Here is a 25,687-nt window from a genome sequence, read left to right on the forward strand (position 1 = left end):
TAATGCCGCCCGTCTGCAAAGAGAGCGGTAAAAACCTCACAACTATTTGATCCAGCTCTCTAAAATCGGTCGCCAAAGCCGTTATTGTGCACTTCTCTATAACGGCCGCTGCACCGCCGACTTGAACCGTAAAGGCCCGCGATCTTTTGACCAGCCCTCTTCTAGAAGCCGTAGCGCTTGCCTGTGAACGCGACCTGCGCCTGCTGTTCGAGCACCTCGAACTGCGGCTGGCGGGCGGCGACATGGTGCAGATCAGCGGCCCCAATGGCAGCGGCAAGACCAGTTTGCTGCGCCTGCTGGCCGGGTTGATGCAGCCGACGGCCGGTGAGGTTCGACTCAACGGCAAGCCCCTCAACGAACAACGCACCGAGCTTGCGCGCAACCTGATCTGGATCGGCCACGCCGCCGGCATCAAGGACGTGCTCACGCCGGAAGAAAACCTCAGCTGGCTCAGCGCCCTGCATCATCCGGCGCCCCGCGATGCCATCTGGCAAGCCTTGGCCGCTGTTGGCCTTAAAGGCTTCGAAGATGTCCCTTGCCACACCTTGTCCGCCGGCCAGCAGCGCCGCGTGGCGCTGGCACGTTTGTATCTGCCTGGCCCGCCGCTGTGGATTCTCGACGAACCCTTCACCGCCCTCGACAAGCAGGGCGTCGCCCAACTCGAAGAACACCTGGCACAGCACTGTGAACAGGGTGGCCTGGTGCTGCTCACCACCCACCACACGCTGGCGCGCAGGCCCGCCGGTTACCGCGACCTGGATTTAGGGCGGTGGTCGGCATGAGTGTGTTCGCGCTGTTAGTCGCCCGTGAAGCCCGCCTGTTGTGCCGTCGCCCGGCTGAATTGGCCAATCCCTTGGTATTTTTCGCCATCGTCATCGCGCTGTTCCCGCTGGCAGTCGGCCCCGAGACTAAACTGTTGCAAACCTTGTCCCCGGGACTGGTGTGGGTGGCCGCGCTTTTATCGGTGCTGCTCTCGCTGGACGGGCTGTTTCGCAGTGATTTTGAAGACGGTTCCCTCGAACAGTGGGTCCTTTCGTCGCACCCCTTGCCACTTCTGGTACTGGCCAAGGTGCTGGCACACTGGGTTTTTTCCGGCTTGGCGCTAGTATTGCTCTCGCCGCTGCTGGCGATGATGCTCGGCTTGCCCGTTGAGTGCCTGCCGGTGTTGCTCCTGTCCTTGTTACTCGGTACGCCGGTGCTCAGCCTGTTGGGGGCGGTGGGCGCAGCGTTGACCGTCGGTTTGAAGCGGGGTGGCCTGTTGCTGGCCCTGCTGATTCTGCCTTTGTACATCCCGGTGTTGATCCTGGGCAGCGGCGCCTTGCAGGCCGCGCTCATGGGCATGCCGGCGACCGGTTACCTCCTGTGGCTTGGCAGCCTGACCGCCCTGGCGGTAACCCTGACACCCTTTGCTATAGCGGCTGGCCTGAAGATCAGCGTCGGCGAATAATGAGGTCTGGCCAAGTGTTATGCCTTGGCCAGTAAAGACCCTGAGCTTTGCGCAATGACGCACAGCCACCGTGATGGAAACAGCAATGAACTGGACCTGGTTTCACAAGCTCGGCTCGCCCAAATGGTTTTACGGCATCAGCGGCAAATTGCTGCCGTGGTTGAGCATCGCCGCCATTTTGCTGATCGGCATCGGCCTGGTCTGGGGCCTGGCCTTCGCGCCGCCGGACTACCAGCAAGGCAACAGCTTTCGCATCATCTATATCCACGTGCCCGCCGCCATGCTGGCCCAGTCCTGCTATGTGATGCTGGCGGTGTGCGGCATCGTCGGGCTGGTGTGGAAGATGAAACTGGCCGACGTGGCCCTGCAATGCGCCGCGCCCATCGGCGCCTGGATGACCGCCGTGGCGCTGGTCACCGGCGCGATCTGGGGCAAACCCACCTGGGGTTCGTGGTGGGTGTGGGATGCGCGACTGACCTCCATGCTGATCCTGCTGTTCCTGTACTTCGGCCTCATCGCCCTGGGCAATGCCATCAGCAACCGCGACAGCGCGGCCAAGGCCTGTGCGGTGCTGGCGATTGTCGGCGTAATCAACATCCCGATCATCAAATACTCGGTGGAGTGGTGGAACACTCTGCACCAGGGCGCCACCTTCACCCTCACCGAAAAACCGGCGATGCCCGTGGAAATGTGGGCGCCGCTGCTGCTGATGGTGCTGGGGTTCTACTGCTTCTTCGGCGCCGTGCTGCTGATGCGCATGCGCCTCGAAGTGCTCAAACGTGAAGCCCGCACCAGTTGGGTCAAGACCGAAGTGCAAAACAGCCTGGAAGCGCGCGGATGAACTTCAACTCGTTCAGTGAATTTCTCGCCATGGGCCATCACGGCCTGTATGTCTGGACGGCCTATGGCATCTGCCTGGCAGTGCTGGCCCTCAACGTTGCCGCGCCGATCCTGGCCCGCAAGCGTTACCTGCAACAAGAGGCGCGTCGTTTGCGCCGGGAGACCGATAAGTGAATCCGCTGCGTAGAAAGCGTCTGTTGATCATCCTCGCCATCATGGCCGGCGTCGGCATTGCCGTGACCCTGGCCCTGAGCGCCTTGCAGCAGAACATCAACCTGTTCTACACCCCGACCCAGATCGCCAATGGCGAAGCGCCTGTCGACACGCGCATCCGCGCCGGCGGCATGGTCGAGAAGGGCTCCTTGAAGCGTTCCGGTGATTCCCTTGACGTGACCTTTGTGGTCACCGACTTCAACAAAGCCGTGACCATCACCTATCGCGGCATCCTCCCGGACCTGTTCCGTGAAGGCCAGGGCATCGTCGCCCTGGGCAAGCTCAACGCCGACGGCGTGGTGGTGGCCGATGAAGTACTCGCCAAGCACGATGAGAAGTACATGCCGCCGGAAGTGACCAAGGCGTTGAAAGACAGCGGCCAATCGGCCCCAGCACCTGCCAAGGAGGGCTAAGCCATGACGTCCGCACTGTTTATTCCGGAGCTGGGCCAGTTGGCGATGATCCTCGCCCTGTGCTTCGCCATCGTCCAGGCCGTGGTGCCGTTGCTCGGCGCCTGGCGCGGCGACCGCCTGTGGATGAGCCTGGCGCAGCCGGCCGCCTGGGGCCAGTTTGCCTTTTTGGTGTTCGCGTTTGGCTGCCTGACCTACGCCTTTATGACCGACGACTTTTCCGTCGCCTATGTCGCCAATAACTCCAACAGCGCGCTGCCGTGGTACTACAAGTTCAGCGCCGTGTGGGGCGCCCACGAAGGTTCGTTGCTGCTGTGGGCCTTGATCCTTGGCGGCTGGACCTTTGCCGTATCGGTGTTCTCGCGCCAACTGCCGCAGGTCATGCTGGCCCGCGTGTTGGCGGTGATGGGCATGATCAGCATCGGCTTCCTGCTGTTTTTGATCATGACCTCCAACCCGTTCACGCGCATCCTGCCGCAGATCCCGATGGATGGGCATGACCTCAACCCGTTGTTGCAAGACATCGGCCTGATCGTGCACCCGCCGATGCTCTACATGGGCTACGTCGGTTTCTCCGTGGCCTTTGCGTTTGCCATCGCCGCCTTGCTCGGCGGGCGCCTCGATGCGGCCTGGGCGCGCTGGTCGCGGCCATGGACCATTGTGGCCTGGGCGTTCCTCGGTATCGGTATCACCCTCGGTTCGTGGTGGGCCTACTACGAACTCGGCTGGGGCGGCTGGTGGTTCTGGGACCCGGTGGAAAACGCCTCGTTCATGCCCTGGCTGGTGGGCACCGCGCTGATTCACTCGCTGGCCGTCACCGAAAAACGCGGCGTGTTCAAAAGCTGGACCGTGTTGCTGGCCATCGCCGCGTTTTCCCTCAGCCTGCTGGGTACTTTCCTGGTGCGTTCGGGCGTGTTGACCTCGGTGCATGCGTTTGCGTCCGACCCGGAGCGCGGCGTGTTCATCCTGATCTTCCTGCTGTTTGTAGTCGGTGGCTCGCTGACCCTGTTTGCGTTGCGCGCACCCGTGGTCAAGAGCCAGGTCGGCTTTAACCTGTGGTCGCGGGAAACCCTGCTGCTGGGCAATAACCTGGTGCTGGTGGTGGCCGCGTCGATGATCCTGCTCGGCACCCTGTACCCCTTGGTGCTGGACGCTTTGAGCGGCGCCAAGCTGTCCGTCGGGCCGCCGTACTTCAACGCGTTGTTTATCCCGTTGATGGGCCTGTTGATGGTGGTCATGGCCGTTGGTGTGCTGGTGCGCTGGAAAGACACGCCGGTCAAATGGCTGGCCGGCATGCTGATGCCGGTGCTGCTGGGCAGCGTGGCCCTGGCAGTGATCGCCGGGTTCGCCTACGGCGATTTCAATTGGGCGGTGCTCGCCACTTTCCTGCTGGCTGCCTGGGTATTGCTGGCCGGCGTTCGCGATATTTTCGACAAGACCCGTCACAAAGGCCTGATCAAAGGCTTGCCGACGTTGACCCGCAGCTACTGGGGCATGCAAGTCGCCCACATCGGCATCGCCGTGTGCGCCCTCGGCGTGGTGCTGTCCAGCCAGAACAGCGCTGAGCGCGACCTGCGCCTGGCGCCGGGTGAGTCCATGGACCTGGCCGGTTACCACTTCATTTTCGAAGGCGCCAAGCACTTCGAAGGCCCGAACTTCACGTCCGACAAAGGCACTGTTCGTGTCGTGCGCAACGGCAAGGAAGTGGCGGTGCTGCACCCGGAGAAACGCCTGTACACCGTGCAAAGCTCGATGATGACCGAAGCGGGTATCGACGCCGGTTTCACCCGTGACCTCTATGTGGCATTGGGTGAGCCGCTGGGCGACGGCGCCTGGGCGGTGCGCGTGCACGTCAAACCGTTTGTGCGCTGGATCTGGTTCGGCGGTTTGCTCACCGGTTTCGGCGGGTTGCTGGCCGCGCTGGACCGGCGTTATCGCGTCAAGGTCAAAAGCCGTGTGCGTGAAGCCCTCGGCCTGCAAGGAGCGGCGGCATGAAGCGTTGGTTGATGGTGTTGCCGCTGGCGGCCTTTCTGGTGATGGCAGTGTTCTTGTATCGCGGCTTGTACCTCGATCCGGCCGAGTTGCCCTCGGCGATGATCGGTAAACCCTTCCCTGCGTTCAGCCTGAAGACCGTGCAGGGCGACAAAACCCTGACCCAGGCCGACCTGCTGGGTAAACCGGCGCTGGTCAATGTGTGGGGCACCTGGTGCATTTCCTGCCGCGTTGAACACCCGGTACTGAACAAACTGGCCGAGCAGGGCGTGGTGATCTACGGCATCAACTACAAGGACGACAATGCTGCCGCCTTGAAGTGGCTGGCCGAGTTCCATAACCCCTACCAGTTGGATATCCGCGATGAGGACGGCAACCTCGGTCTCAACCTCGGTGTATACGGCGCGCCGGAAACCTTCTTCATCGATGCCAAAGGCGTGATCCGCGACAAGTATGTTGGCGTGATCGACGAAGTGGTCTGGCGCGAGCAACTGGCCGCCAAGTACCAGGCACTGGTCGATGAGGCCAAGCCATGAAGCGTCTGTTAGCCGCTGCGGTTCTTGCACTTGGACTGGTTGGCGTCGCCCATGCGGCCATCGACACCTACGAGTTCGCCAAGGACGGTGACCGTGAGCGTTTTCGCGAATTGACCAAGGAACTGCGCTGCCCCAAGTGCCAGAACCAGGACATCGCCGACTCCAACGCCCCGATCGCCGCCGACCTGCGCAAAGAGATTTTCCGCATGCTGGGGGAGGGCAAGGACAACCAGCAGATCATCGACTTCATGGTCGACCGCTACGGTGATTTCGTGCGCTACAAACCGGCCCTTACCGGCAAGACTGCGTTGCTCTGGTTCGGCCCCGCTGGGCTGTTGCTGGCCGGCGTGGTGGTGATGGCCGTGATCGTGCGCCGTCGCCGCGCTGCGCCTACTGATGGTTCCGATGCGCTCTCCCCGGATGAACGCAAACGCCTCGACCAATTGCTGGACACCAAGACTGATGATTGATTTTTGGCTCGCAGCAGGGTTGCTGCTCCTGATTGCCCTGAGTTTTCTGTTGATCCCTGTACTGCGCGGCCGCCGTGCCCAGCGTGAAGAGGACCGCACCGCACTGAACGTGGCGCTCTACCAGGAACGCGTAGCCGAGCTGCAAGTGCAGCAGGACGAAGGCGTGCTGAATGCCGCCCAGCTCGACACCGGCCGCGCCGAGGCTGCGCGTGAGTTGCTGGCTGATACCGAAGGCGTGGAAAAGCCGCGTGAATCGCGCCTGGGCAAACCACTGCCGTTGTTGGCGGCGTTTCTCGTGCCGGTCCTGGGCGTTGCGCTGTACCTGCATTACGGGGCGAGCGACAAGGTCGAGCTGACCCGCGAATTCTCCCAGCCGCCGGTGTCGATGCAAGACATGACCCGCCGCCTGGAGCGCGCCGCCGCCGCCCAGCCGGACTCGGCGGAAGGCTTGTACTTCCTCGGTCGCGCTTACATGGCTCAGGACCGTTCCGCCGATGCCGCGAAAATCTTCGAGCGCACCGTCGCTCTCGCCGGTCGCCAGCCCGAACTGCTCGGCCAATGGGCCCAGGCGCAGTACTTTGCCGACAACAAACAATGGTCGCCCAAGGTGCAGGCGCTGACCGATGAAGCCTTGAAGCTCGACCCCAAAGAAGTCACCAGCCTTGGCCTGCTGGGTATCGCCGCCTTTGAAGGCCAGCGTTATCAGGAAGCCATCGATTACTGGAACCGCCTGTTGGCCCAGTTGCCAGCGCAAGACAACTCCCGTGTCGCGCTGCAAGGCGGTATCGACCGCGCGGCCGAGAAGCTCAAGGAAAGCGGTGGCACCGTCGCGGCAAAAACCGTGATGAAAGTCCGTGTGGACCTGGCACCTGAGGTAAAGGCCAAAGCCCTGCCCACCGACAGCGTGTTCATCTTCGCCCGTGCGGTAAACGGCCCGCCTGCGCCGCTGGCAGCCAAGCGTGTCACCGTGGCTGAACTGCCGGTCACCGTCGAACTGGGCGATGCGGACGCAATGATGCCGCAGTTGAAACTGTCGAACTTCCCCGAAGTCCAACTGGTTGCGCGCATATCCCGGGCCGGTCAGCCGACCACTGGCGAGTGGATCGGCCGCAGCCAACCTTTGGCCAGCACTACCACTGCGCTGCAGCAACTGACCATTGACACTCCGGACAAGTAAATCGAGGAAACGCCTATGACCGCATTTGCACGTATCACCTTGCTCAGCCTGGTATTGGGGCTGAGCGCTTGTGCGGTCCATCGGCCTCCCGCACCCACCGGCCCGACCATCCCACCGTCTAGCCCGTCGACCCAACCGAGCACCAAGCCTTCCGGCCCGGTAACACCGCCGCCGAAACCTGTGCCAAGCAAGTCGCCGACCTTCGCCCCTCCACCGGGCGCCGCCAGCCACTGGGACGGCAAGATGCAGGTGTATGTATTGGACGAACAGCCCGACACCTTCTACCGCCAGCGCACCTACTACCGCTGGAGCAACGGCTGGAGCCGCTCCATCAGCCCGAACGGGCCGTGGGAAGACACCGATGTGCATGGCGTGCCGCCGGGGTTGAGCAAGCAATACGCGCAATAACAAAAGGCGACCTTTGAAAGGTCGCCTTTTTTATTCCTGACTTGAAACGCAATCCCCTGTGGGAGCTGGCTTGCCTGCGATAGCGGTGTATCAGCTACCCATCTGCCAACTGACCCACCGCCATCGCAGGCAAGCCAGCTCCCACAGTAGATCCCCTTTGATCGTTCGAATTTGATCGTTCCCACGCGCAGCAAAGGAATGCATCCGGTGACGCTCTGCGTCAGGCCCACTTGGGGACGCAGAGCGTCCCAGGCGGCATTCCCACGCAGAGCGTGGGAACGAGCGTTACCTGACTTGAAATGCAATCCACTGTGGGAGCTGGCTTGCCTGCGATAGCGGTACACCTGCTGCCTAGGTATTGCCTGGTCCACCGCTATCGCGGGCAAGCCCGCTCCCACAGTTTTGATCTCCATTTGATCTGAGATTTACGCCAGTTCTCGAACCTGGCGCGGCGCACCGAGCCAGTGAATCACCCCAGCCACCACCCCCAACACCACCCCAAATTCCACAATCCCCACCCAACCAAACTGCGCCATCAACCACCCACTCACCGTCGCCCCAACCGCTCCACCCACAAACGTCGCGGTCATATACAAACTGTTAATCCGCCCCTGCGCCTTGGGGTCCACCGCAAACGCCCGCGTCTGATTGGCCACCAACCCGGCCTGCACACCGATATCCAGCACAACTACGCCCAGCACCAGCAAGATCAGCGAGGTCTGCGCCCCCGCCAGCAGCAAAAACGCCAAGGTCACAATCCCCACGCTGGCCCCGATCACCTTGCGACAACCCAGTTTGTCCGCCGCCCGGCCGCCATACGACGCTGCGAACGCACCCACTGCGCCGATAATCCCGAAACCACCGGCCCAGGCACTGCCCAGCTGCCACGGTCCATTGGCGAGCAACCCGGCCAAATTCACCCAAAACGCGTTGAAGCACGCCCACAACAACGCCTGCACCATCATTGATTGCCGAATCGGGCTGTTATCGCGCATCAACGGCCACAGCGATGCCAGCAGCCGAGGGTAGGACAGGTTCGTACTCGGCACGCCCGCCGGCAGTAGCCTCGCCGCGATAAACCACACCGGGATCATGAACGCCGCCTCCATGGCGTACACCGCCCGCCAGCCATACGCCTCACCGACCACACCACTGATGGTGCGGCCGAGCAAAATCCCCAACATGATCCCGCTGACCACCGTGCCCACATTGCGCCCGCGTTCGTGGGGCTGCGACATCACTGCCGCAAAGGGCACCAGTTGCTGCGGAACGCAACACACCACGCCCAGCCCGAACGAGGCGCCGATCAACGCCCAGATACTCGGCGCAAAAGCCGCCGCCAAGGCAAAGCAGAACGCCAGCGCAATCTGCCCGAGTACCAGCTTGCGCCGGTCAAAGCGGTCGCCCATGGGCAATAAAAACGCCAACCCGGTGGCAAACCCCAGCAAGGCTGCGCCTGCCACCAGGTTGACCGTCGACACTGCGACGCCCATGTCCGAGGCGATCAACGGCAGCACCGGCTGGGTGCAGTAAATGTTGGTGACCACCGCGCCGGCGATCACCGCCATCATGATGATCTTGCCTCGCGGCGGTGCATTCTCGGATGTCATGGCGTTTGCCTCATGTCGCTGGGGGATGAGTCGCCAACCTTACGCAGTCGCGTTTATATCGATAATCCCCTAGGATCGGTAATCATCCTTCCAAAAAATGATAGGGCGTTATGAACCGTCTTGAATCGATGTCGGTGTTTGTTGCGGTGGTGGAGGCGGGCAGCCTGTCGGCGGCAGCGCGCCAGTTGGGCATGCCGCTGGCCACCGTCAGCCGTAAAGTCGCGGAACTGGAAGCTCACCTGAAATCCCGGCTGCTGCACCGCACCACGCGGCAGTTGTCGCTGACGGACGTGGGCGCTTCCTATCTGGCGGCGTGCCGGCGGATCCTCGAAGAGATCGGCGAAGCCGAACGGGCCGCCACCGGCGAATATGCCGTTCCCAAAGGCGAGCTCACGGTGACCGCGCCCATCGTGTTCGGGCGCCTGCATATCGTGCCGGTGGTGGCGGAGTTTCTGGCGCAATACCCCGAGATCAGCGTCAACCTGATGCTCACCGACCGCGTAGTACACCTGATGGAAGAACAGTGCGATGTGGCCGTGCGCATTGGTGACCTGCCGGACAGTTCGCTCAAGGCGCTGCAAGTCGGCACGGTGCGGCGGGTGGTGTGTGCCAGCCCTCGGTATTTGCAAACCCATGGCGAACCGACCACGCCGCAGGCGCTGACGGACCACAGTTGCATCACCTTTGAAGTGCTGTCCTCGGTGGGCGCCTGGGTGTTTGGGGCGGGTAAAGCGCAACAGGCCGTGCCCGTGCATTCGCGGCTGTCGGTAAACACGGCGGACGCGGCGATCACGGCGGCAACACTGGGTGTTGGCGTGATTCGAGTGCTGTCGTATCAAGTGGCGGACGCAGTGCAAAAGGGTGATTTGCAGGTGGTGTTGCAGCCCTATGAATCAGCGGCATTGCCCATCAGCCTGGTGCATAAAGGGCAGGCGCCATTGCCGTTGAAAGTGCGCGCCTTCCTGGATTTCGTCACCCCGCGACTGCGCGTGCGTGACGCAAATATCCCCTGATGTACGCTCCCACACTAGATCGCCTCAGCCATCAGGCCACGGGACACTCCCGATTCAGCGCTTGATCCACCAACAACTGCGCAATCTCAACCATCTGCACCACCGCCAGCACCTGTTTGCGGCTTGAACCGTCCAAATGCTCGGCACAGTCATAGGCACACACCGTCGCCGATTCCAGCATCTCGCTGGCATTGCTCAAGGCAACTTCGGTACTGAGGCCGGGGCGGACGGTGAAGATGATGTTCTTTGTGGCTTGTGAGGTTTCATCCGGGGTAGACGATATTGGGTTAGGCGTTACTTTTTTCATACGGATACTCCGTGAGTTATGAAAAAAGCGCTCACTTCTGTGGGCGCTAAGGCGCCTGGATCATTCGGGCTTCCACACCCGGTCGTTGATTTTGCAACGACTCGAGAAGGTTAGCGGTGAGCTATGTTCGGACGCAACCCGAAATCTGTGTAGGGCATGTCCTAACAAGAGGGCTGCTAAGAAGAGAGAGCCATACGCAGGCTACCGATCGTTCCCACGCTCTGCGTGGGAATGCATCCCGTGACGCTCTGCGTCACCGTTGCGCAAACCTTCGCCTGCTTCGGGACGCAGAGCGTCCCAGGCGGCATTCCCACGCAGAGCGTGGGAACGATCGGTCAACACTGAATACCTTAAGGCAAGCCAATCCCCTGTGGCGAGCAGGCTTGCCCTGCGTTGGGCTGCGAAGCGGCCCTAAAACCTGAGGACGCGTTCTGCCTGAATAAGCGCGGTGGTCTTATTGGGGCTGCTGCGCAGCCAAACGCAGGGCAAGCCTGCTCGCCACAACAAGACCTCTCAGGGTCGCATCCAACCTTTCACAAAACCTTCATCAAACCGCCGCCCGGCAGTCATGTGCAAGTAATAGCACTGACACCTCCCGCGCCTACTGTCGTTTGAACTCAACCGCAGCCCTTGTGTGGCTGTTCAAACCAGACAGAGAAGCCCATGACTCACGCTATCCATGTCGATCACTTGAACAAGACCTTTGCGAAGAAGTCCGCATTGGTCGACCTCGAACTCACCATTGCCGCAGGTGAGATGGTCGCGCTGATTGGCGCTTCCGGTTCCGGCAAGTCCACGTTGTTGCGCCATTTGGCGGGCCTGGCCTGTTGCGACAAGAGCAACGGTGGCAGCGTCAAGGTGTTGGGCCGGGAGGTGCAGGCCAGTGGGCGCTTGAATGGCAAGGTGCGGCGGTTGCGCGCAGACATCGGCTACATCTTCCAGCAGTTCAACCTGGTCAACCGCCTGAGCGTGCTCGACAACGTATTGCTCGGCTGCCTGGGCCGCATGCCACGCTGGCGCGGCAACCTCGGTTTGTTCAATGCCGAGGAAAAAGCCTTTGCCCTCGAATCCCTCGCCCGCGTGGGCTTGGCCGACCTGGCCGGGCAGCGTGCTTCGACCTTGTCCGGCGGCCAGCAGCAGCGGGTGGCGATTGCCCGTGCATTGACCCAGCGCGCCGAAGTCATCCTCGCTGACGAGCCTATTGCCTCGCTGGACCCGGAGTCGGCGCGCAAGGTCATGGAGATCCTCGCCGACATCAACCGCCGCGACGGCAAGACCGTGGTGGTGACCCTGCATCAAGTCGATTACGCCATGCGTTATTGCCCGCGTGCCGTGGCCCTTAAAGGTGGGCGCATTCATTTCGACGGGCAGGGCAGCGCCATGAGCAGCCAGTTCCTCAACGATTTGTACGGTGCCGACGTCGACACCAGCCTGATGTTTTCCGACCACACCCGCACAGCCGTCGCCACGCCTCGGCTGGCCATGGCGCGCGCTTGAAACCCTACTCACGACCCACAGGAATCCCGTCCATGTTGAACCGTATCGGCCAAGTGTTTCTGTCTGCGGTGTTGCTGGCCGGCGCCGCCATGGGCACTGCCCAGGCTGCCGACAAAGCCATCAACTTCGGCATCATGTCCACCGAGTCTTCGCAGAACCTCAAGAGCATCTGGCAGCCGTTTTTGGATGACATGCACAAGAAAACAGGCCTGACCATCAACGCCACCTTCGCCTCCGACTACGCCGGTTTGATCCAGGGCATGCGCTTTAACAAGGTCGACGTGGCCTGGCTGGGCAACAAGGCGGCGATGGAAGCCGTGGACCGTTCCAACGGCGAGATTTTCGCCCAGACCGCCGCCGCCAACGGCGCCGCCGGTTACTGGAGCGTGCTGATCGTGCGCAAGGACAGCCCGATCAACAACGTCGACGACATGCTCAAGAACGCCAAGAACCTGACCTTCGGCAACGGTGACCCGAACTCCACCTCGGGCTACCTGGTGCCGGGCTACTACGTGTTCGCCAAGAACCATGTGGATGCCGCCACCGCGTTCAAACGCACGCTCAACTCCAGCCATGAAGTCAACGCACTCAGCGTCGCCAAGGGGCAGTTGGACGTGGCCACCTTCAACACCGAAAGCTGGGACCGCCTGGAAGTCACCCAGCCGGACAAAGCCGCAATGCTCAAGGTGATCTGGAAATCGCCGCTGATTCCGGCCGACCCGATGGTGTGGAGCAAGGCGCTGACGGACAGCGAGAAAACCAAGATCCGTGATTTCTTCGCCCACTACGGCGACACCGATGAAGAGAAGGCGGTGTTGAAGAACATGCAGTTGGGCAAGTTCCTCGCCTCCAACGACGACCAGCTCTTGCCGATCCGCCAGCTGGAGCTGTTCAAGCAGCGCACCACCATCAGTGCCGACAACAAGCTTGAGGCAGCCGACAAGGCCAAGAAGCTCGCCGACATCGATGCTGACCTGGCCAAGCTGCAACAGCGCATCTCCGAGCTGGACAAGAAGACCGCAGCAAACGGCTAACCCCAGTAGGAACCGGCTTTTGTGGCGAGGGAGCTTGCTCCCGCTGGGGTGCGAAGCACCCCAATAGCTGGCGACTGCTTCGCAGTCGAACGGGAGCAAGCTCCCTCGCCACAGAAAGCACACCTCACAACAACTGAGAGTGAACCCATGACTACCTTACACGCTGAAGCCGTCGGCAAGCGCACCTGGCCGCAATACCTCGGCTGGGGCCTGTTCCTGGTCCTGCTGGCCTGGGCCTGGCACGGCGCCGAGATGAACCCGCTGGCGCTGTACCGCGATTCCGGAAACATGGCGACCTTCGCCGCCGACTTCTTCCCGCCGGACTTTCACGAATGGCGCTCCTACCTCAAGGAGATGATCGTCACCGTACAAATCGCCCTGTGGGGCACGGTGCTGGCCATCGTCTGCTCGGTGCCGCTGGGCATCTTGTGCGCCGACAACATCACCCCGTGGTGGGTCCACCAACCGCTGCGCCGCGTGATGGATGCCTTCCGCTCCATCAATGAAATGGTCTTCGCCATGTTGTTCGTGGTCGCCGTCGGCCTCGGTCCGTTTGCCGGTGTATTGGCCTTGTGGATCAGCACCACCGGCGTGCTCGCCAAGCTGTTTGCCGAAGCCGTCGAGGCCATCGACCCCGGCCCGGTAGAAGGCGTGCGAGCCACCGGCGCGAGTGCTTTGCAGGAGGTGATCTACGGCGTGATCCCGCAGGTCATGCCGCTGTGGGTGAGCTACGCGCTGTACCGCTTCGAAGCCAATGTGCGTTCGGCAACCGTAGTGGGCATGGTCGGCGCCGGCGGGATCGGCGTGATCCTCTGGGAAAACATTCGCGCTTTCCAGTTCGTACAAACCTGCGCGGTGCTGCTGGTGATCATCGTGGTGGTGAGCTGTATCGACGTGCTGTCCCAACGCCTGCGCAAGCAGTTCATCTGACGCCTGAGGGGTGCCCGCGCGGCGCTTTTTTTAAGCATGCAGTTGTCTAGACAAGATGAGCCGGTGTACCGCGAACTCGCGGATATCCTGCGCCGTGAATTGAGCAGCTACCAGGCCGGTGACTTCCTGCCCGGCGAGGTGCACATGGCCGAGCGCTTTGGCGTCAACCGCCACACCTTGCGCCGCGCCATCGACGAGTTGGTGTTTGAAGGCAGCCTGTTGCGCCGTCAGGGCAAGGGCACTCAAGTGCTCGACCGCCCGCTGATTTACTCGATGGGCGCCGAGACCTCCTACAGCCAATCGCTGTCGGCCCAGGGCGTCGGCGTGCAGGCGGTGTTGCTCAAGCGCCGCTATTGCTACGCCAGCCGCGACGAAGCCGAGCATTTGGGCATCGCCGAGATGGCCCCGATGATCGAGCTGCAAACCCTGCGCAAGCTTGATCACCAGCCCGTCAGCCTGATCCGTCATCGCTACTGCGCCAGCCGTGCGCCATTGCTGGCTGATTACAACGGCGGCTCCCTGCGTCAGTACCTGCGTGAACGAGCGCTGCCGCTGACCCGCACCCAAAGCCTGATCGGTGCGCGTTTGCCCAACCGTGATGAAGCCGCGCTGCTGATGATGCCTCGGCACTTGCCGGCCCTCACGGTGTTTACCCTTTCCTGCGATCGCGATGGCCGCCCGGTGGAGCTGGCGCAGTCCACCAGCCGTTCGGATCGCTTCCAGTACCAAGTGGTGACTTGAATGATGAGTGTGTCCCCGCGACAACATTGGATCGGCGTATTAGCCCGCGCCCAGCTCAATGAACTGCAACCCTTTGAGGCCGCCTTGAAGGACGCCGAATACCAACTGATCCGCGCCCCGGAAATCGGCATGACCCTGGTACGCGGGCGCATGGGCGGTGACGGCGCAGCCTTCAACGTCGGCGAAATGAGCGTGACCCGCTGCGTGGTGCGCCTGGCCGACGGCCGCACCGGCTACAGCTACCTGGCCGGGCGCGACAAGCTGCATGCCGAGTTGGCCGCGTTGGCGGACGCCCATCTGCAAGGCACGCAACCGAGCCTGTGGCTCAGCGACTTGATCACCTCCCTGGCCACTGCCCAGGCCCAGCGCCGTGCGCAAAAAGAAGCTGACACCGCTGCCACCAAGGTCGAGTTCTTCACCCTGGTGCGAGGAGAAAACTGATGAACGCTCACCTGTTGCAACCGGCGTTTGTCGAGCCGGTGCTGGATGCCCAACGCGGTTTTCGTGCGGCCCTCAAGGCGCTGGCCGAACCCGGTTTGATCCAGCATCTGCCGTCCGCGCCACGCCTCGACGGCCTGGCGCCGGCTACTTACGCGCTGTGCCTGGCCCTGCTGGATATGGACACGCCGCTGTGGCTGGCGCCGAGCTTCGACACGCCATTGATCCGCGCCAACCTGGCCTTCCACTGCGGTTGCCCGCTCACCGATAAACGCGAAGACGCGGTGTTCGCGCTGCTCGGCGAGCAAGACCTGCTCGACCTCGGCGGCTTCGACCACGGCAACGACCGTTACCCGGATCAGTCCTGCACCTTGCTCGTGCAGCTTACCGACCTGGAATCCGGTCGCGGCCTGCACTGGCGCGGCCCAGGGATCAAAACCCAGCGCCTGGTCAACCTGCCGGTGCCGCAAGCCTTCTGGCAAGAGCGCCAACGCCGTGAAGCTTTCCCGCGTGGCCTGGACCTGGTGTTCACCGCCGGCCACCACCTGATCGGCCTGCCGCGCAGCAGCCGTATTGCACAGGAGCACGCCTGATGTACGTAGCCGTCAAAGGTGGCGAACAGGCCATCGACAATGCCCACCGCCTGCTGGCAAAAAAACGTCGGGGCGATACCGCCATTCCTGAACTCAGCGTGAGGCAAATCCGCGAGCAATTGCCGCTGGCGGTGGCGCGGGTGATGACCGAAGGCTCGTTGTTCGACGAAGAGCTGGCTGCGCTGGCGATCAAGCAGTCAGCAGGGGATTTGGTCGAGGCGATCTTCCTGCTGCGCGCCTACCGCACCACGCTGCCGCGCTTCAGCCCGAGCCTGCCGATTGATACGTCGCAGATGTGCTTGAGCCGACGTTTGTCGGCCACGTTCAAGGACGTGCCCGGCGGCCAACTGCTCGGCCCGACCTTCGACTACACCCACCGCCTGCTGGATTTTTCGCTGCTGGCCGAAGGTCAATACCCAGGCCCGCAGACCACGACGGACGCGCAGATTGACGCCTGCCCACGGGTGCTCGGTTTGCTTGCCAAAGAAGGCCTGATCAAGCACGAAGCCGACGACAACGCCAGCGTCGCCGACATCACCCGCGACCCGTTGGAATACCCGGCCAGCCGCGCCGAGCGCCTGCAAGCCCTGGCCCGTGGCGACGAGGGTTTTCTGCTGGCGCTGGGCTACTCGACCCAACGCGGTTACGGCCGCAACCACCCGTTTGCCGGTGAGATTCGCATCGGCGACGTCGAAGTGTGGATCGACCCCGAAGAGTTGGGCTTTCCCATCTGCCTGGGCAGCATCGAAGTCACCGAGTGCGAGATGGTCAACCAGTTTGTCGGCTCGGCCACTGAGCTTGCGCAGTTCACCCGTGGTTACGGCCTGGCGTTCGGGCATGCGGAGCGCAAGGCCATGGGCATGGCGCTGGTCGACCGCTCGCTGCGCGCCGGGGAATACAACGAAGAAATCATCTCACCGGCCCAGCGCGAAGAGTTTGTGCTGGCCCATTGCGACAACGTCGAGGCGGCGGGGTTTGTCTCGCACCTCAAATTGCCTCACTACGTGGACTTCCAGTCCGAGCTGGAACTGATCCGCAAACTGCGCCAACCGGCCGAGGGCAGCCGCCATGAATGACTTGACCCTACCGGCTGTGCGCGACCCGGCGTACAACTTCGCCTACCTCGACGAACAGACCAAACGCATGATCCGCCGCGCCTTGCTCAAGGCCGTGGCGATTCCCGGTTACCAAGTGCCGTTTGGCGGCCGCGAAATGCCATTGCCTTACGGCTGGGGCACCGGCGGCATGCAATTGACCGCCGCGATCCTCGGTGATGATGACGTGCTCAAGGTGATCGACCAGGGCGCCGACGACACCACCAATGCCGTGTCGATCCGGCGCTTTTTCGCCCGCACGGCGGGGGTTGCCACCACTGAAGCGACGCCCGACGCCAGCGTGATCCAGACCCGCCACCGCATCCCGGAAACGGCGCTGCAGGCCGGTCAGATCATGGTTTACCAAGTGCCGATCCCCGAGCCGCTGCGCTTTATCGAACCCTCGGAAACCGAGACCCGCACCATGCACGCCCTCAACGACTACGGGGTGATGCACGTCAAACTCTACGAAGACATCGCCACCTTCGGCCATATCGCCACCAGCTACGCCTACCCGGTGATGGTCGATGAGCGCTACGTGATGGACCCGTCGCCGATCCCCAAATTCGACAACCCCAAACTCGACATGAGCCCGGCGTTGATGCTGTTCGGCGCCGGTCGCGAAAAGCGCCTGTACGCGGTGCCGCCGTACACCCGGGTCACCAGCCTGGACTTCGAAGACCATCCGTTCGAAGTGCAGCAGTGGGAACACAACTGCGCCATCTGCGGCAGCCACGATTCCTTCCTTGATGAGCTGATTCTCGACGACGCGGGAACCCAGAGTTTTGTGTGTTCCGACACCTGGTATTGCGCCCAACGGGTCAAGGAGAACAACCAGTGAGCCAGCCTTTGCTTCAAGTACGTGACCTGTCGTTGCTGTACGGCCCGGAGAAGGGTTGCCAGGGCGTGAGCTTTGATCTTTACCCTGGCGAAGTGCTGGGAATTGTCGGCGAATCCGGCTCAGGTAAATCCACCTTGCTCTCGCTGCTGAGCGGGCGTTTGCCGCCGCAAGCGGGCAGCATCGGCTACCGCAGCAAGGACGGCGAATGGCTGGATTTGTACAGCGCCAGTGAAGCCGAGCGCCGCACCTTGCTGCGCACCGAGTGGGGCTTTGTCGAGCAGAACCCACGGGACGGCCTGCGCATGGGCGTGTCGGCCGGTGCCAACATCGGCGAACGCCTGATGGCCCAAGGCGTGCGCAACTACGCGCAACTGCGCGGCGCCGGTCTGGATTGGCTCGGCCAGGTGGAAATCGACCCGCAGCGCATCGACGACTTGCCGCGCACCTTCTCGGGCGGCATGCAGCAGCGCCTGCAAATCGCCCGCAACCTCGTCTCCAGCCCGCGCCTGGTATTCATGGATGAACCCACCGGCGGCCTGGATGTGTCGGTGCAAGCGCGCCTGCTCGACCTGTTGCGCGGCCTGGTACGTGAGCTGGATCTGGCGGTGGTGATCGTCACCCACGACCTGGCCGTTGCGCGTTTGCTCGCCGACCGCCTGATGGTGATGCGCCGCTCCCATGTGGTGGAAACCGGGCTCACTGACCAGATCCTCGATGATCCACAGCACCCTTACTCTCAACTGCTGGTGTCTTCGGTATTGCAGCCATGACAAATGCCTTGATCGAGGTCCGTGACCTCTCGAAAACCTTCACCCTGCATCAGCAACACGGCGTGGTGCTTAACGTGTTGCGCGGTGTGGCGTTCAGTGTGCAGGGCGGTGAGTGCCTGGTGCTGCATGGCCAGTCCGGCGCGGGTAAAAGCACCTTGCTGCGCACCCTGTACGGCAACTACCTGCCGGCGGGCGGCAGTATTCGTGTGCAGCATGCCGGTGAGTGGCTGGAGCTGGTCGGCGCCGAGCCGCGTGACATTCTTCAGGTGCGTCAGCAGACCCTCGGTTACGTCAGCCAGTTTCTGCGTGTCATCCCCCGCGTGGCCTGCCTGGACGTGGTGATGGAGCCGGCCCTGGCGCGTGGCTGGTCGAAGGCCGATGCGCAAGCCCGCGCCGAACAGTTGCTTACGCGTCTGAACATCCCGCAGCGCTTGTGGCAACTGGCGCCCGGCACGTTCTCCGGTGGTGAGCAACAGCGCGTCAACATCGCCCGGGGCTTCATGGTCGCCTGGCCGGTGATGTTGCTGGACGAACCTACCGCGTCCCTGGACGACAACAACCGCCAAGTGGTGCTGGAACTGATGAACGAAGCCAAGGCCGCCGGCGCGGCGCTGATCGGCATCTTCCACGACCGCGCCGCCCGTGAAGCGGTCGCCGACCGCCATTTCGACATGACCCCATCGCCCGTCGCCCAAGAGGAATACGCCCATGCCCGCTGAACAGATCCTCACCCATGCCCAGGTCGTCACGGCGGAGCGCATGTTCCAGGGCACGGTGGTGCTGCGCGACGGCAAGATTGTCGACATCGCCGAAGGCCGCAGCCAGTTGCCCCAGGCTCAGGACCTGGGCGGCGATTGCCTGCTGCCGGGCCTGGTAGAGCTGCACACCGACAACCTGGAAAAACACATGACCCCGCGCCCAGGCGTGGATTGGCCGTCGATCTCGGCGGTGCTCAGCCATGATGCGCAAATCATCGCGGCGGGGATCACTACAGTGTTCGACGCGGTGTCCATCGGCGATGTGAACCCCAAGGGCAACCGCATGAAAAAGCTGCCGGCGATGCTCGACGCGATCGCCCAGGCTGAAGACGCCGGCCTGACCCGCGCCGAACACCACCTGCACCTGCGCTGCGAGCTGTGCCACCCGGACACCCTCAGCGTGTTCCGCGACCTGGTGGAAAACCCGCTGGTGCGCCTGGTGTCGGTGATGGACCATTCGCCGGGCCAGCGACAGTTCGTGCTCGAATCCAAGTACCGTGAGTACTACATGGGCAAGTACCACCTCAACGACGAAACCATGGACGCGTTTATCGTGCTGCAAATGGCCAATTCCAAGCAATACAGCGACCGCTATCGCGCCGCCATTGTTGCGCATTGCCTGGAGCGCGGCCTGTCGGTGGCCAGCCATGACGACGCGACGCTGGCGCATGTGGAGGAGTCGGCGGGCTATGGCATGACCATTGCTGAATTCCCCACCACGCTGGAGGCGGCCAAGGGCTGCCAGGCGCTGAACATGAAAGTGCTGATGGGCGCGCCGAACGTGGTGCGCGGCGGGTCGCACTCGGGTAATGTGGCCGCCGCCGGCCTGGCTGCCGAGGGATTGCTGGATATACTTTCCAGTGATTACTACCCGGCCAGCCTGTTGCAGGCGGCGTTTGTGCTGGCCGATCAACAGGACGGCGGCGACCTGTCGCGGGCCGTCAAGATGATCAGCCTGGCGCCTGCACAAGCGGCGGGCCTCAATGATCGCGGTGAAATTGCCATTGGCCTGCGAGCGGATTTGGTGCAAGCCCGCCGCTGCGAGGGGCTTCCTGTGGTGCAACAAGTCTGGCGACAAGCGAAGAGGGTGTTTTGATGGCAGGCAGGTTGATCTATCTCATCGGGCCATCCGGTTCGGGCAAGGACAGCCTGCTGGATGCCGCACGCCCGCGCTTGGCCGAGCGCGGCTGCCGCATTGTGCGCCGGGTGATCACCCGCTCGCTGGAAGCGGTGGGCGAGGCCGCACAAGGGGTGAGCCCGGAACAGTTCGCCGCGCTGCTGGCCGAGGGCGCGTTTGCCCTCAGTTGGCAGGCCAATGGCTTGTGGTATGGCATTCCCAAGGCCATCGACGAATGGCTGGCGGCGGGGGACGATGTGCTGGTCAATGGTTCGCGTGCGCACCTGGCGCAAACCCGCGAGCGCTATCCGAGCTTGCTGGTATTGCTGTTGACGGTGGATCAGGCCGTATTGCGCCAGCGCCTGATGGCACGCGGGCGCGAGTCCCAGGCCGATATCGAGGAACGCCTGGCGCGCAATGCGCGGTTTACTGCTGATTTGATCGCGGGCAATGGCCGCGGATTGTTTGTACTCGACAATTCCGGTCCGCTGGAAAACACCGTCGAGCGCTTGCTCTGCTGCCTCGATCACGGGCACACGGCATGCGCCTGACTTTACTGGGCACCGGTGACGCGCGGCAGGTTCCGGTGTATGGCTGCGAGTGCGCGGCGTGCGGATTGGCGCGCAGCGATGCCAGCCTGCGCCGCCGCCCGTGCAGCGCGTTGATCGAGTGCGGCGAGCAGCGCTGGTTGATCGACAGCGGCTTGCCCGACCTCTGCGAACGCTTCCCGCCACGCAGCTTCAACGGGATTTTGCAGACGCACTATCACGCCGATCATGCGCAGGGTTTGTTGCACCTGCGCTGGGGCCAGGGCTTGATCATTCCGGTACACGGCCCCGCCGACTCGGAGGGTTTGTCCGACCTTTACAAACATCCGGGCATTCTCGATTTCAGCCAGCCGTTTGCCGAGTTTGAAACACGGCAGTTTGGTGAGCTGAGCGTCACTGCATTGCCGTTGCAACATTCAAAACCGACCTTGGGTTATCTGCTGGAAGGCGAGGGGCGGCGCATCGCCTACCTCACCGACACGGTGGGTTTGCCGCCGGCCACGTTGGCCTGGTTGCAACGGGAGCCGTTGGACGTGTTGGTACTCGACTGCTCCATGCCGCCGCAGCCGCAAGCGCCGCGTAACCACAATGACCTGACGTTGGCGTTGCAGAGCATTGAGGAGACGGGTGCGAAATTGGGCGTTTTGACCCATGTGGGGCACACCTTGGATGCGTGGCTGCTGGAGCACCGACGCGAGTTGCCACGGCATGTGACGGTGGCCTGGGATGGCCGGATTATTTGAACACCGCATAACCCTGTGGGAGCTGGCTTGCCTGCGATGGCATCAACTCGGTGTGCCTGATGTGCAGAGGTGCCTGCATCGCAGGCAAGCCAGCCCCCACATTTAGACTGTGTTGCATCAGGTAGATAGGCTTTTGCTTTGCACTTGATCTGGCTCTTGCTTCAACCACTCGACTCCAAAGCGCGCTGCAAACGCCTTGCGCCCATTGGCGGTGACCCCCAGCGCGCGGCTGTCCAGATCCTGAGTCACCCACCCACGACGAATCACGCACTGCAAGACCGCTGCGCCCAATGCCCCGGCCAAATGCGGGCGGCGCATGCTCCAGTCCAGGCAGGCACAGGCGAAACGCCGACGTTGCGCGCGCAACGCAGGCATATCCAGCCCCAACGCGATCATTGCGGTTTCGCCGGGGGCCGTCAGTGCATAGGTGCCGTCGCCAATCAGCCAGCCAGAGGCAATGAAATGGTCGTGCAGGTGCACCGCCAGCGTGCCGGCCATGTGGTCGTAGCAGGTGCGTGCGAGCTGCAGGCGGTTGGGCGTGCTGGGGACAAATGCCTGGGCGGTGTTGCGGCTGATCACCATCAACCCTTCGATGGCCTGGGCCACGTGTGCGCCGGCGAGGCTGTAATAACGGTGTCGGCCCTGGGTGTGCAGCGTGAGCAGGCCATCGTCCTTGAGCCTGGCCAAGTGGGCGCTGGCCGTTGAGGTGCTGACGCCGGCAATCACGGCCATCTCGGTACTGGTGCGCGCATGGCCATCCATCAGCGCGCAGAGCATTTTTGTGCGCGCAGGCTCTGCTATCGCCCCGGCGATTTGTGAGAGTGCCGCGTCATCATCAAAGGCGTTCATATTTCGTTCCTGAACGAATCATTGCCGCGTGGGAGGGCTGATAGTAACGCTTCTTTAAGCACAGGACGTCCCGGATGACACCGCTGCAAGCCGCTACCCATGTTGATCCCTATCCGTATTACGCAAGCCTGCGTCGCCATGAAGAACTGCTGTTCGATGCCGAGCTGGGCCTGTGGGTCGCCAGCCGCGCCAAGACGGTAGAGGCGGTGCTGGCACACCCGGATTGTCGCGTACGCCCGTTGCATGAGCCGGTGCCCAAGGCGCTTGCACAGGGCGCGGCAGGACAGGTTTTTGCGCGGTTGATGCGCATGAACGAAGGCCCGGCGCATCGATGCCCGCGGGCGGCGATTGAACCCGCGTTGGCGGCGGTGGAGGCGTCGGCCATTGCTGAACGGGTCGCTCGGTTGATCGGCAGCGTGCAGACCCTGGATGCACTGATGTTTACCTTGCCCGTCTCGGTGGTCGCGTCGCTGCTGGGATGCCCGGCGCCACAGCTGGCATGTGTCGCCGGGCTAACGCGGGCGTTTGTCGCCGGCCTTTCACCGCTGAGCAGTGAAGCGCAGTTGTGCAATGCGCAGGCCGGCGCGTCGCAGTTGCAGCAGATGTTTTGTGCGGTGTTGGAAGAAACAGCGCTGCTGGCTCATATCCGCAGTGGCAACTGGGAAAGTGCGCAGGTATTGACGGCCAATTTGATCGGCCTGTTGTCGCAGACCTGCGAAGCCAGCGCCGGGTTGATCGGCAACTCACTGGTGATGCTCGCGCGGCACCCTGAGCGGGTTGCGCAGATTATGCGCACGCCAGCCCTCGCCACGGCGCTGGTGGAGGAGGTGGCGCGTTACGATTCACCGGTGCAAAACACACGGCGATTCGTGGCGGCGCGCTGCACCATCGGCAACCGGGTGTTGGCGGCGGGAGAGAGTGTTTTAGTCCTGCTGGCATCGGCCAATCGGGACGCTGAGGCCAACCCCAATCCTGATAGCTTCCAGTTGGAGCGCGCGCAACGGCGGCTGTTCAGCTTTGGTATCGGGCGCCATCAGTGCCCAGGCCAACAGATGGCGTTGACGATCGCCGCGCAAGTGCTGTTGGGTTTGTTGCGTCATCAGCCTGCCTTGCTGGCGGACGCTGGCCGGTTCAGCTACTGGCCCTCGCTTAACGGCCGTATCCCCAGGTTCAGCGCTGCGGCGCTAAGCCAGTAACCCTTCTCCCTATTCCACAAACGCTTGAGCCTTGGTACTCGCCATTCGACCTGCCGGAAGCGATCAGCTCGGCGGTAGCGCGCTCGATGAGGGCGAGAATATTCTGGCGGATGCGGCGTTGGAGAAGTGGGTGCGTTGTTAACCGGTCAATTCCGGCGCCCGGCTATACAGGTCCTGAGACACCCATTGCTGCACGATAACGTTCGGTAAAAACGCCGGGCTCAGCGCCCCTGCTGCGCTATGATCCTGGGCGGACCATTACGCGAGTGAATTATCCAGTGAGCCCGTTACCACGGATTGGTGTTGGCCTCAGAGCCCCCCACTATCAAGATTTCATGAACCATCACCCTGCGGTCGATTGGCTGGAGGTTCATACGGAGAACTACCTGGGCCCCGGAGGGAAAGACCTGCATATCCTCCGTCAGTTGGCACAGCGCTACCCGATCAGCCTGCATGGCGTCGGTTTGGGTATCGGCTCAGTCCATGGCTTTAGCAACGCACATGTCGAGCGAATTCGGGCCTTGGCCGAGCTGATCAACCCCTTTCTGATTTCGGAGCATTTGAGCTGGGGGGCTGTGGAAGGGCGCTGCTTGAATGATTTGTTGCCATTGCCCTTGGTGGAGGCGTCACTGAACCTGGTCTGTGATCGGGTCGATCAGGTTCAAAACGCTCTGGGCCGGCCGCTCATGCTCGAAAACGTGTCCACCAGCTTGCGGTTCAAGGGCGACACGCTGGGAGAAACCCAATTTCTCGCTGAAGTGGTCGCACGCACGGGGAGTGCTGTGTTACTTGATCTGAACAACCTTTACGTGAACCAGTGCAACCACGGTGAACCTGCGCTCGAGGCGATGCGCAGGCTGGATTCGACCAGCGTTGGCGAATTGCACCTGGCCGGCCATAGCCACGCTGAGGGGCTGTTGATCGATGACCATGGCAGTGCTGTGGCGGAGCCGGTCTGGTCGTTGTATCGCACGGCTTTGCGTCAGTTTGGGCCGGTGCCGGTGCTGGTCGAATGGGACACTCACCTGCCGCCGCTGGGCGAGTTGCTTGATCAAGTACGGATCGCCAGGGCGATTGCCGAAGAGGTGTTGCATGACACTTGAAGAACTGGCGGTGTTACAGCTCGAATTTTCCCGCGCTCTGGAGGACCCGGCTCCATCACCCCGCTTACCGCAGAGCTGGCTGCTGGCCGGTGTATCGGGTAGTGAACGACGCTTCGCTCGCTACCGCAGTGGCCTGTGGCAGCATCAGGAGCAATCGTTGGCACTCACTCATCCGGTGATCAAGGCATTGGTGGGCGATGAATTCTTTCGCACCCTGGCTTTTTCCTATGGTCAACGGTATCCCTCGCATCACCCTGATCTGGGGCGGTTCGGTGAGCACCTCGCGGAGTTTCTGGGTACTTATGTGCCCGTGGCAGCGTATCCGTATTTCGCCGACGTGGCAGCCTTGGAGTGGGCAGTTCATTGCGCCTGCACAGCCAGTGACGTCAATGCATTGGATGCTCGGGCAATGGCGGCGATAGGTGCCCAGGCCCTGGAAAGTACGCAACTCACTTTGGCTCCGGGTTGTGCATTGGTGAGCAGTGGGTGGCCGATCTTTGCTATCTGGGCGGCCCATAACAAGGGTGACCAGAGCGTGCCGAAGGTGGCCGGTGGCGCCTGTTCGGCGCTGGTGTATCGAAGTGGCTGGCGCGTGGAGGTTCGCGAGGTTGATGCTTGGGAGTTCACTGCACTGGCCCGTCTGCTGGAGCATGCGACCTTGGGGGATGCACTGCTGGCCGCGCAGGAACACTATGCAATGAATCGCGATGACGGCGCGTTCATTGACAGCGCTGCATGGGTGACGCGCTGGTTGTGTGATGGGTTGCTGGTCGCCATACCGTAGGTTTTTGAACAGCATTGTTTCACTGGGTGTCACGCCGCTTTCCCAGGATAGGCGCGCAGAGCCGTGGCCGGGAACCAAGGGCCTTCAGATGATTGGATCCAATTTTAACATCTTGAAACATTTGCCGGTCTGAATTAATTCGACATATTTAAGCCATGGGCTATAAAAAATAACGCATAGAACAAAAGCAGTTACCAAGTGTGCATTCAGGAATAAGCACTGTCCGTG

At 62.3% G+C, this 25,687-nt stretch carries 30 protein-coding genes; 27 read left to right on the forward strand and 3 right to left on the reverse strand.

What is annotated here, in order from left to right; all coding sequences use genetic code 11:
- Positions 1–146 precede the first annotated feature (146 nt).
- The 10 genes from ccmA (at position 147) to HU759_RS09790 (ending at position 7,493) form a co-directional block, all read left to right on the forward strand.
- Positions 147–782, forward strand: coding sequence for a cytochrome c biogenesis heme-transporting ATPase CcmA (gene ccmA, locus HU759_RS09745; protein WP_138451781.1), 636 nt, complete (start codon positions 147–149; stop codon positions 780–782).
- Positions 779–1,447 carry a heme exporter protein CcmB gene (ccmB, locus tag HU759_RS09750; protein ID WP_014717701.1) on the forward strand — a complete coding sequence of 223 codons (669 nt, stop codon included), beginning with the start codon at positions 779–781 and terminating at the stop codon, positions 1,445–1,447. Before ccmA ends, ccmB begins: the two co-directional genes overlap by 4 nt.
- A gap of 85 nt (positions 1,448–1,532) precedes the next feature.
- On the forward strand, positions 1,533–2,288 hold the full coding sequence (locus HU759_RS09755; protein ID WP_138451783.1) for a heme ABC transporter permease: 756 nt from the start codon (positions 1,533–1,535) through the stop codon (positions 2,286–2,288).
- Complete coding sequence (gene ccmD / locus HU759_RS09760) at positions 2,285–2,461, forward strand: heme exporter protein CcmD (protein WP_017136196.1); 177 nt, start codon at positions 2,285–2,287, stop codon at positions 2,459–2,461. Before HU759_RS09755 ends, ccmD begins: the two co-directional genes overlap by 4 nt.
- Positions 2,458–2,913, forward strand: coding sequence for a cytochrome c maturation protein CcmE (gene ccmE, locus HU759_RS09765; protein ID WP_017136197.1), 456 nt, complete (start codon positions 2,458–2,460; stop codon positions 2,911–2,913). The genes ccmD and ccmE overlap by 4 nt, the downstream gene beginning before the upstream one ends.
- Before the next feature lie 3 nt (positions 2,914–2,916).
- A complete protein-coding gene (locus HU759_RS09770; protein WP_017136198.1) occupies positions 2,917–4,905 on the forward strand; it encodes a heme lyase CcmF/NrfE family subunit in 1,989 nt (662 codons plus the stop codon).
- Positions 4,902–5,438: a DsbE family thiol:disulfide interchange protein gene (locus tag HU759_RS09775; RefSeq protein WP_017136199.1), complete on the forward strand. Its 537-nt coding sequence runs from the start codon at positions 4,902–4,904 to the stop codon at positions 5,436–5,438. Before HU759_RS09770 ends, HU759_RS09775 begins: the two co-directional genes overlap by 4 nt.
- Entirely contained in the window at positions 5,435–5,908 is a 474-nt protein-coding gene (locus HU759_RS09780; protein WP_017136200.1) for a cytochrome c-type biogenesis protein, read from the forward strand. Before HU759_RS09775 ends, HU759_RS09780 begins: the two co-directional genes overlap by 4 nt.
- Positions 5,901–7,085 carry a c-type cytochrome biogenesis protein CcmI gene (gene ccmI / locus HU759_RS09785; RefSeq protein ID WP_099549052.1) on the forward strand — a complete coding sequence of 395 codons (1,185 nt, stop codon included), beginning with the start codon at positions 5,901–5,903 and terminating at the stop codon, positions 7,083–7,085. The genes HU759_RS09780 and ccmI overlap by 8 nt, the downstream gene beginning before the upstream one ends.
- A gap of 15 nt (positions 7,086–7,100) precedes the next feature.
- Complete coding sequence (locus HU759_RS09790; RefSeq protein ID WP_170038993.1) at positions 7,101–7,493, forward strand: hypothetical protein; 393 nt, start codon at positions 7,101–7,103, stop codon at positions 7,491–7,493.
- 425 nt (positions 7,494–7,918) lie between these two features.
- Here the strand turns inward: HU759_RS09790 and HU759_RS09795 are convergent, their stop codons facing one another.
- Complete coding sequence (locus HU759_RS09795) at positions 7,919–9,103, reverse strand: MFS transporter (protein WP_170038995.1); 1,185 nt, start codon at positions 9,101–9,103, stop codon at positions 7,919–7,921.
- A 110-nt stretch (positions 9,104–9,213) separates the two neighbouring features.
- Here HU759_RS09795 and HU759_RS09800 point away from each other — a divergent pair, with 110 nt between their 5' ends.
- On the forward strand, positions 9,214–10,116 hold the full coding sequence (locus HU759_RS09800; RefSeq protein WP_170038997.1) for a LysR family transcriptional regulator: 903 nt from the start codon (positions 9,214–9,216) through the stop codon (positions 10,114–10,116).
- Positions 10,117–10,147: 31 nt separating this feature from the next.
- On the opposite strand, the gene HU759_RS09805 is transcribed toward HU759_RS09800, so the two are convergent.
- Positions 10,148–10,423, reverse strand: coding sequence for a DUF6124 family protein (locus HU759_RS09805; protein ID WP_138454414.1), 276 nt, complete (start codon positions 10,421–10,423; stop codon positions 10,148–10,150).
- A gap of 663 nt (positions 10,424–11,086) precedes the next feature.
- On the opposite strand from HU759_RS09805, the gene phnC reads away from it, so the two are divergent.
- The 13 genes from phnC (at position 11,087) to phnP (ending at position 21,527) form a co-directional block, all read left to right on the forward strand.
- Entirely contained in the window at positions 11,087–11,920 is an 834-nt protein-coding gene (phnC, locus tag HU759_RS09810; protein WP_017136206.1) for a phosphonate ABC transporter ATP-binding protein, read from the forward strand.
- Positions 11,921–11,952: 32 nt separating this feature from the next.
- On the forward strand, positions 11,953–12,954 hold the full coding sequence (gene phnD, locus HU759_RS09815) for a phosphonate ABC transporter substrate-binding protein (RefSeq protein WP_099549047.1): 1,002 nt from the start codon (positions 11,953–11,955) through the stop codon (positions 12,952–12,954).
- 147 nt (positions 12,955–13,101) lie between these two features.
- Entirely contained in the window at positions 13,102–13,884 is a 783-nt protein-coding gene (phnE, locus tag HU759_RS09820; protein ID WP_017136208.1) for a phosphonate ABC transporter, permease protein PhnE, read from the forward strand.
- Between the two features lie 36 nt (positions 13,885–13,920).
- Positions 13,921–14,625 (forward strand): phosphonate metabolism transcriptional regulator PhnF, encoded by a 705-nt coding sequence (gene phnF / locus HU759_RS09825; RefSeq protein WP_169985717.1) that lies wholly within the window; start codon positions 13,921–13,923, stop codon positions 14,623–14,625.
- Between the two features lie 3 nt (positions 14,626–14,628).
- Complete coding sequence (gene phnG, locus HU759_RS09830) at positions 14,629–15,066, forward strand: phosphonate C-P lyase system protein PhnG (RefSeq protein ID WP_138451749.1); 438 nt, start codon at positions 14,629–14,631, stop codon at positions 15,064–15,066.
- The gene (gene phnH, locus HU759_RS09835; RefSeq protein WP_138451751.1) at positions 15,066–15,656 is read left to right on the forward strand and encodes a phosphonate C-P lyase system protein PhnH; all 591 of its coding nucleotides are present in this window, start codon (positions 15,066–15,068) and stop codon (positions 15,654–15,656) included. Before phnG ends, phnH begins: the two co-directional genes overlap by 1 nt.
- A complete protein-coding gene (locus HU759_RS09840) occupies positions 15,656–16,732 on the forward strand; it encodes a carbon-phosphorus lyase complex subunit PhnI (protein ID WP_176991180.1) in 1,077 nt (358 codons plus the stop codon). The genes phnH and HU759_RS09840 overlap by 1 nt, the downstream gene beginning before the upstream one ends.
- Positions 16,725–17,591, forward strand: coding sequence for an alpha-D-ribose 1-methylphosphonate 5-phosphate C-P-lyase PhnJ (locus HU759_RS09845; RefSeq protein WP_017136213.1), 867 nt, complete (start codon positions 16,725–16,727; stop codon positions 17,589–17,591). Before HU759_RS09840 ends, HU759_RS09845 begins: the two co-directional genes overlap by 8 nt.
- Entirely contained in the window at positions 17,552–18,361 is an 810-nt protein-coding gene (gene phnK, locus HU759_RS09850) for a phosphonate C-P lyase system protein PhnK (protein ID WP_171045849.1), read from the forward strand. Before HU759_RS09845 ends, phnK begins: the two co-directional genes overlap by 40 nt.
- Positions 18,358–19,080, forward strand: a complete 723-nt coding sequence (gene phnL, locus HU759_RS09855; RefSeq protein ID WP_170039004.1) for a phosphonate C-P lyase system protein PhnL — start codon at positions 18,358–18,360, stop codon at positions 19,078–19,080. The genes phnK and phnL overlap by 4 nt, the downstream gene beginning before the upstream one ends.
- Positions 19,070–20,215 (forward strand): alpha-D-ribose 1-methylphosphonate 5-triphosphate diphosphatase, encoded by a 1,146-nt coding sequence (locus tag HU759_RS09860; RefSeq protein ID WP_186617332.1) that lies wholly within the window; start codon positions 19,070–19,072, stop codon positions 20,213–20,215. The genes phnL and HU759_RS09860 overlap by 11 nt, the downstream gene beginning before the upstream one ends.
- On the forward strand, positions 20,215–20,787 hold the full coding sequence (phnN, locus tag HU759_RS09865) for a phosphonate metabolism protein/1,5-bisphosphokinase (PRPP-forming) PhnN (RefSeq protein ID WP_170039008.1): 573 nt from the start codon (positions 20,215–20,217) through the stop codon (positions 20,785–20,787). The genes HU759_RS09860 and phnN overlap by 1 nt, the downstream gene beginning before the upstream one ends.
- On the forward strand, positions 20,778–21,527 hold the full coding sequence (gene phnP / locus HU759_RS09870; RefSeq protein ID WP_177033516.1) for a phosphonate metabolism protein PhnP: 750 nt from the start codon (positions 20,778–20,780) through the stop codon (positions 21,525–21,527). Before phnN ends, phnP begins: the two co-directional genes overlap by 10 nt.
- Positions 21,528–21,644: 117 nt before the next feature.
- On the opposite strand, the gene HU759_RS09875 is transcribed toward phnP, so the two are convergent.
- Positions 21,645–22,376 carry a helix-turn-helix transcriptional regulator gene (locus HU759_RS09875; RefSeq protein WP_186617333.1) on the reverse strand — a complete coding sequence of 244 codons (732 nt, stop codon included), beginning with the start codon at positions 22,374–22,376 and terminating at the stop codon, positions 21,645–21,647.
- A gap of 74 nt (positions 22,377–22,450) precedes the next feature.
- On the opposite strand from HU759_RS09875, the gene HU759_RS09880 reads away from it, so the two are divergent.
- From HU759_RS09880 to HU759_RS09890, 3 genes are all read left to right on the forward strand, one after another.
- Positions 22,451–23,572, forward strand: coding sequence for a cytochrome P450 (locus HU759_RS09880; RefSeq protein ID WP_186617334.1), 1,122 nt, complete (start codon positions 22,451–22,453; stop codon positions 23,570–23,572).
- A gap of 278 nt (positions 23,573–23,850) precedes the next feature.
- The gene (locus HU759_RS09885) at positions 23,851–24,675 is read left to right on the forward strand and encodes a DUF692 domain-containing protein (protein WP_017136221.1); all 825 of its coding nucleotides are present in this window, start codon (positions 23,851–23,853) and stop codon (positions 24,673–24,675) included.
- Positions 24,665–25,459 (forward strand): DNA-binding domain-containing protein, encoded by a 795-nt coding sequence (locus HU759_RS09890; RefSeq protein ID WP_017136222.1) that lies wholly within the window; start codon positions 24,665–24,667, stop codon positions 25,457–25,459. The genes HU759_RS09885 and HU759_RS09890 overlap by 11 nt, the downstream gene beginning before the upstream one ends.
- Positions 25,460–25,687: the final 228 nt, after the last annotated feature.

The sequence above is a fragment of the Pseudomonas sp. OE 28.3 genome (genome assembly GCF_014268205.2).
Lineage (GTDB): Bacteria > Pseudomonadota > Gammaproteobacteria > Pseudomonadales > Pseudomonadaceae > Aquipseudomonas > Aquipseudomonas edaphica.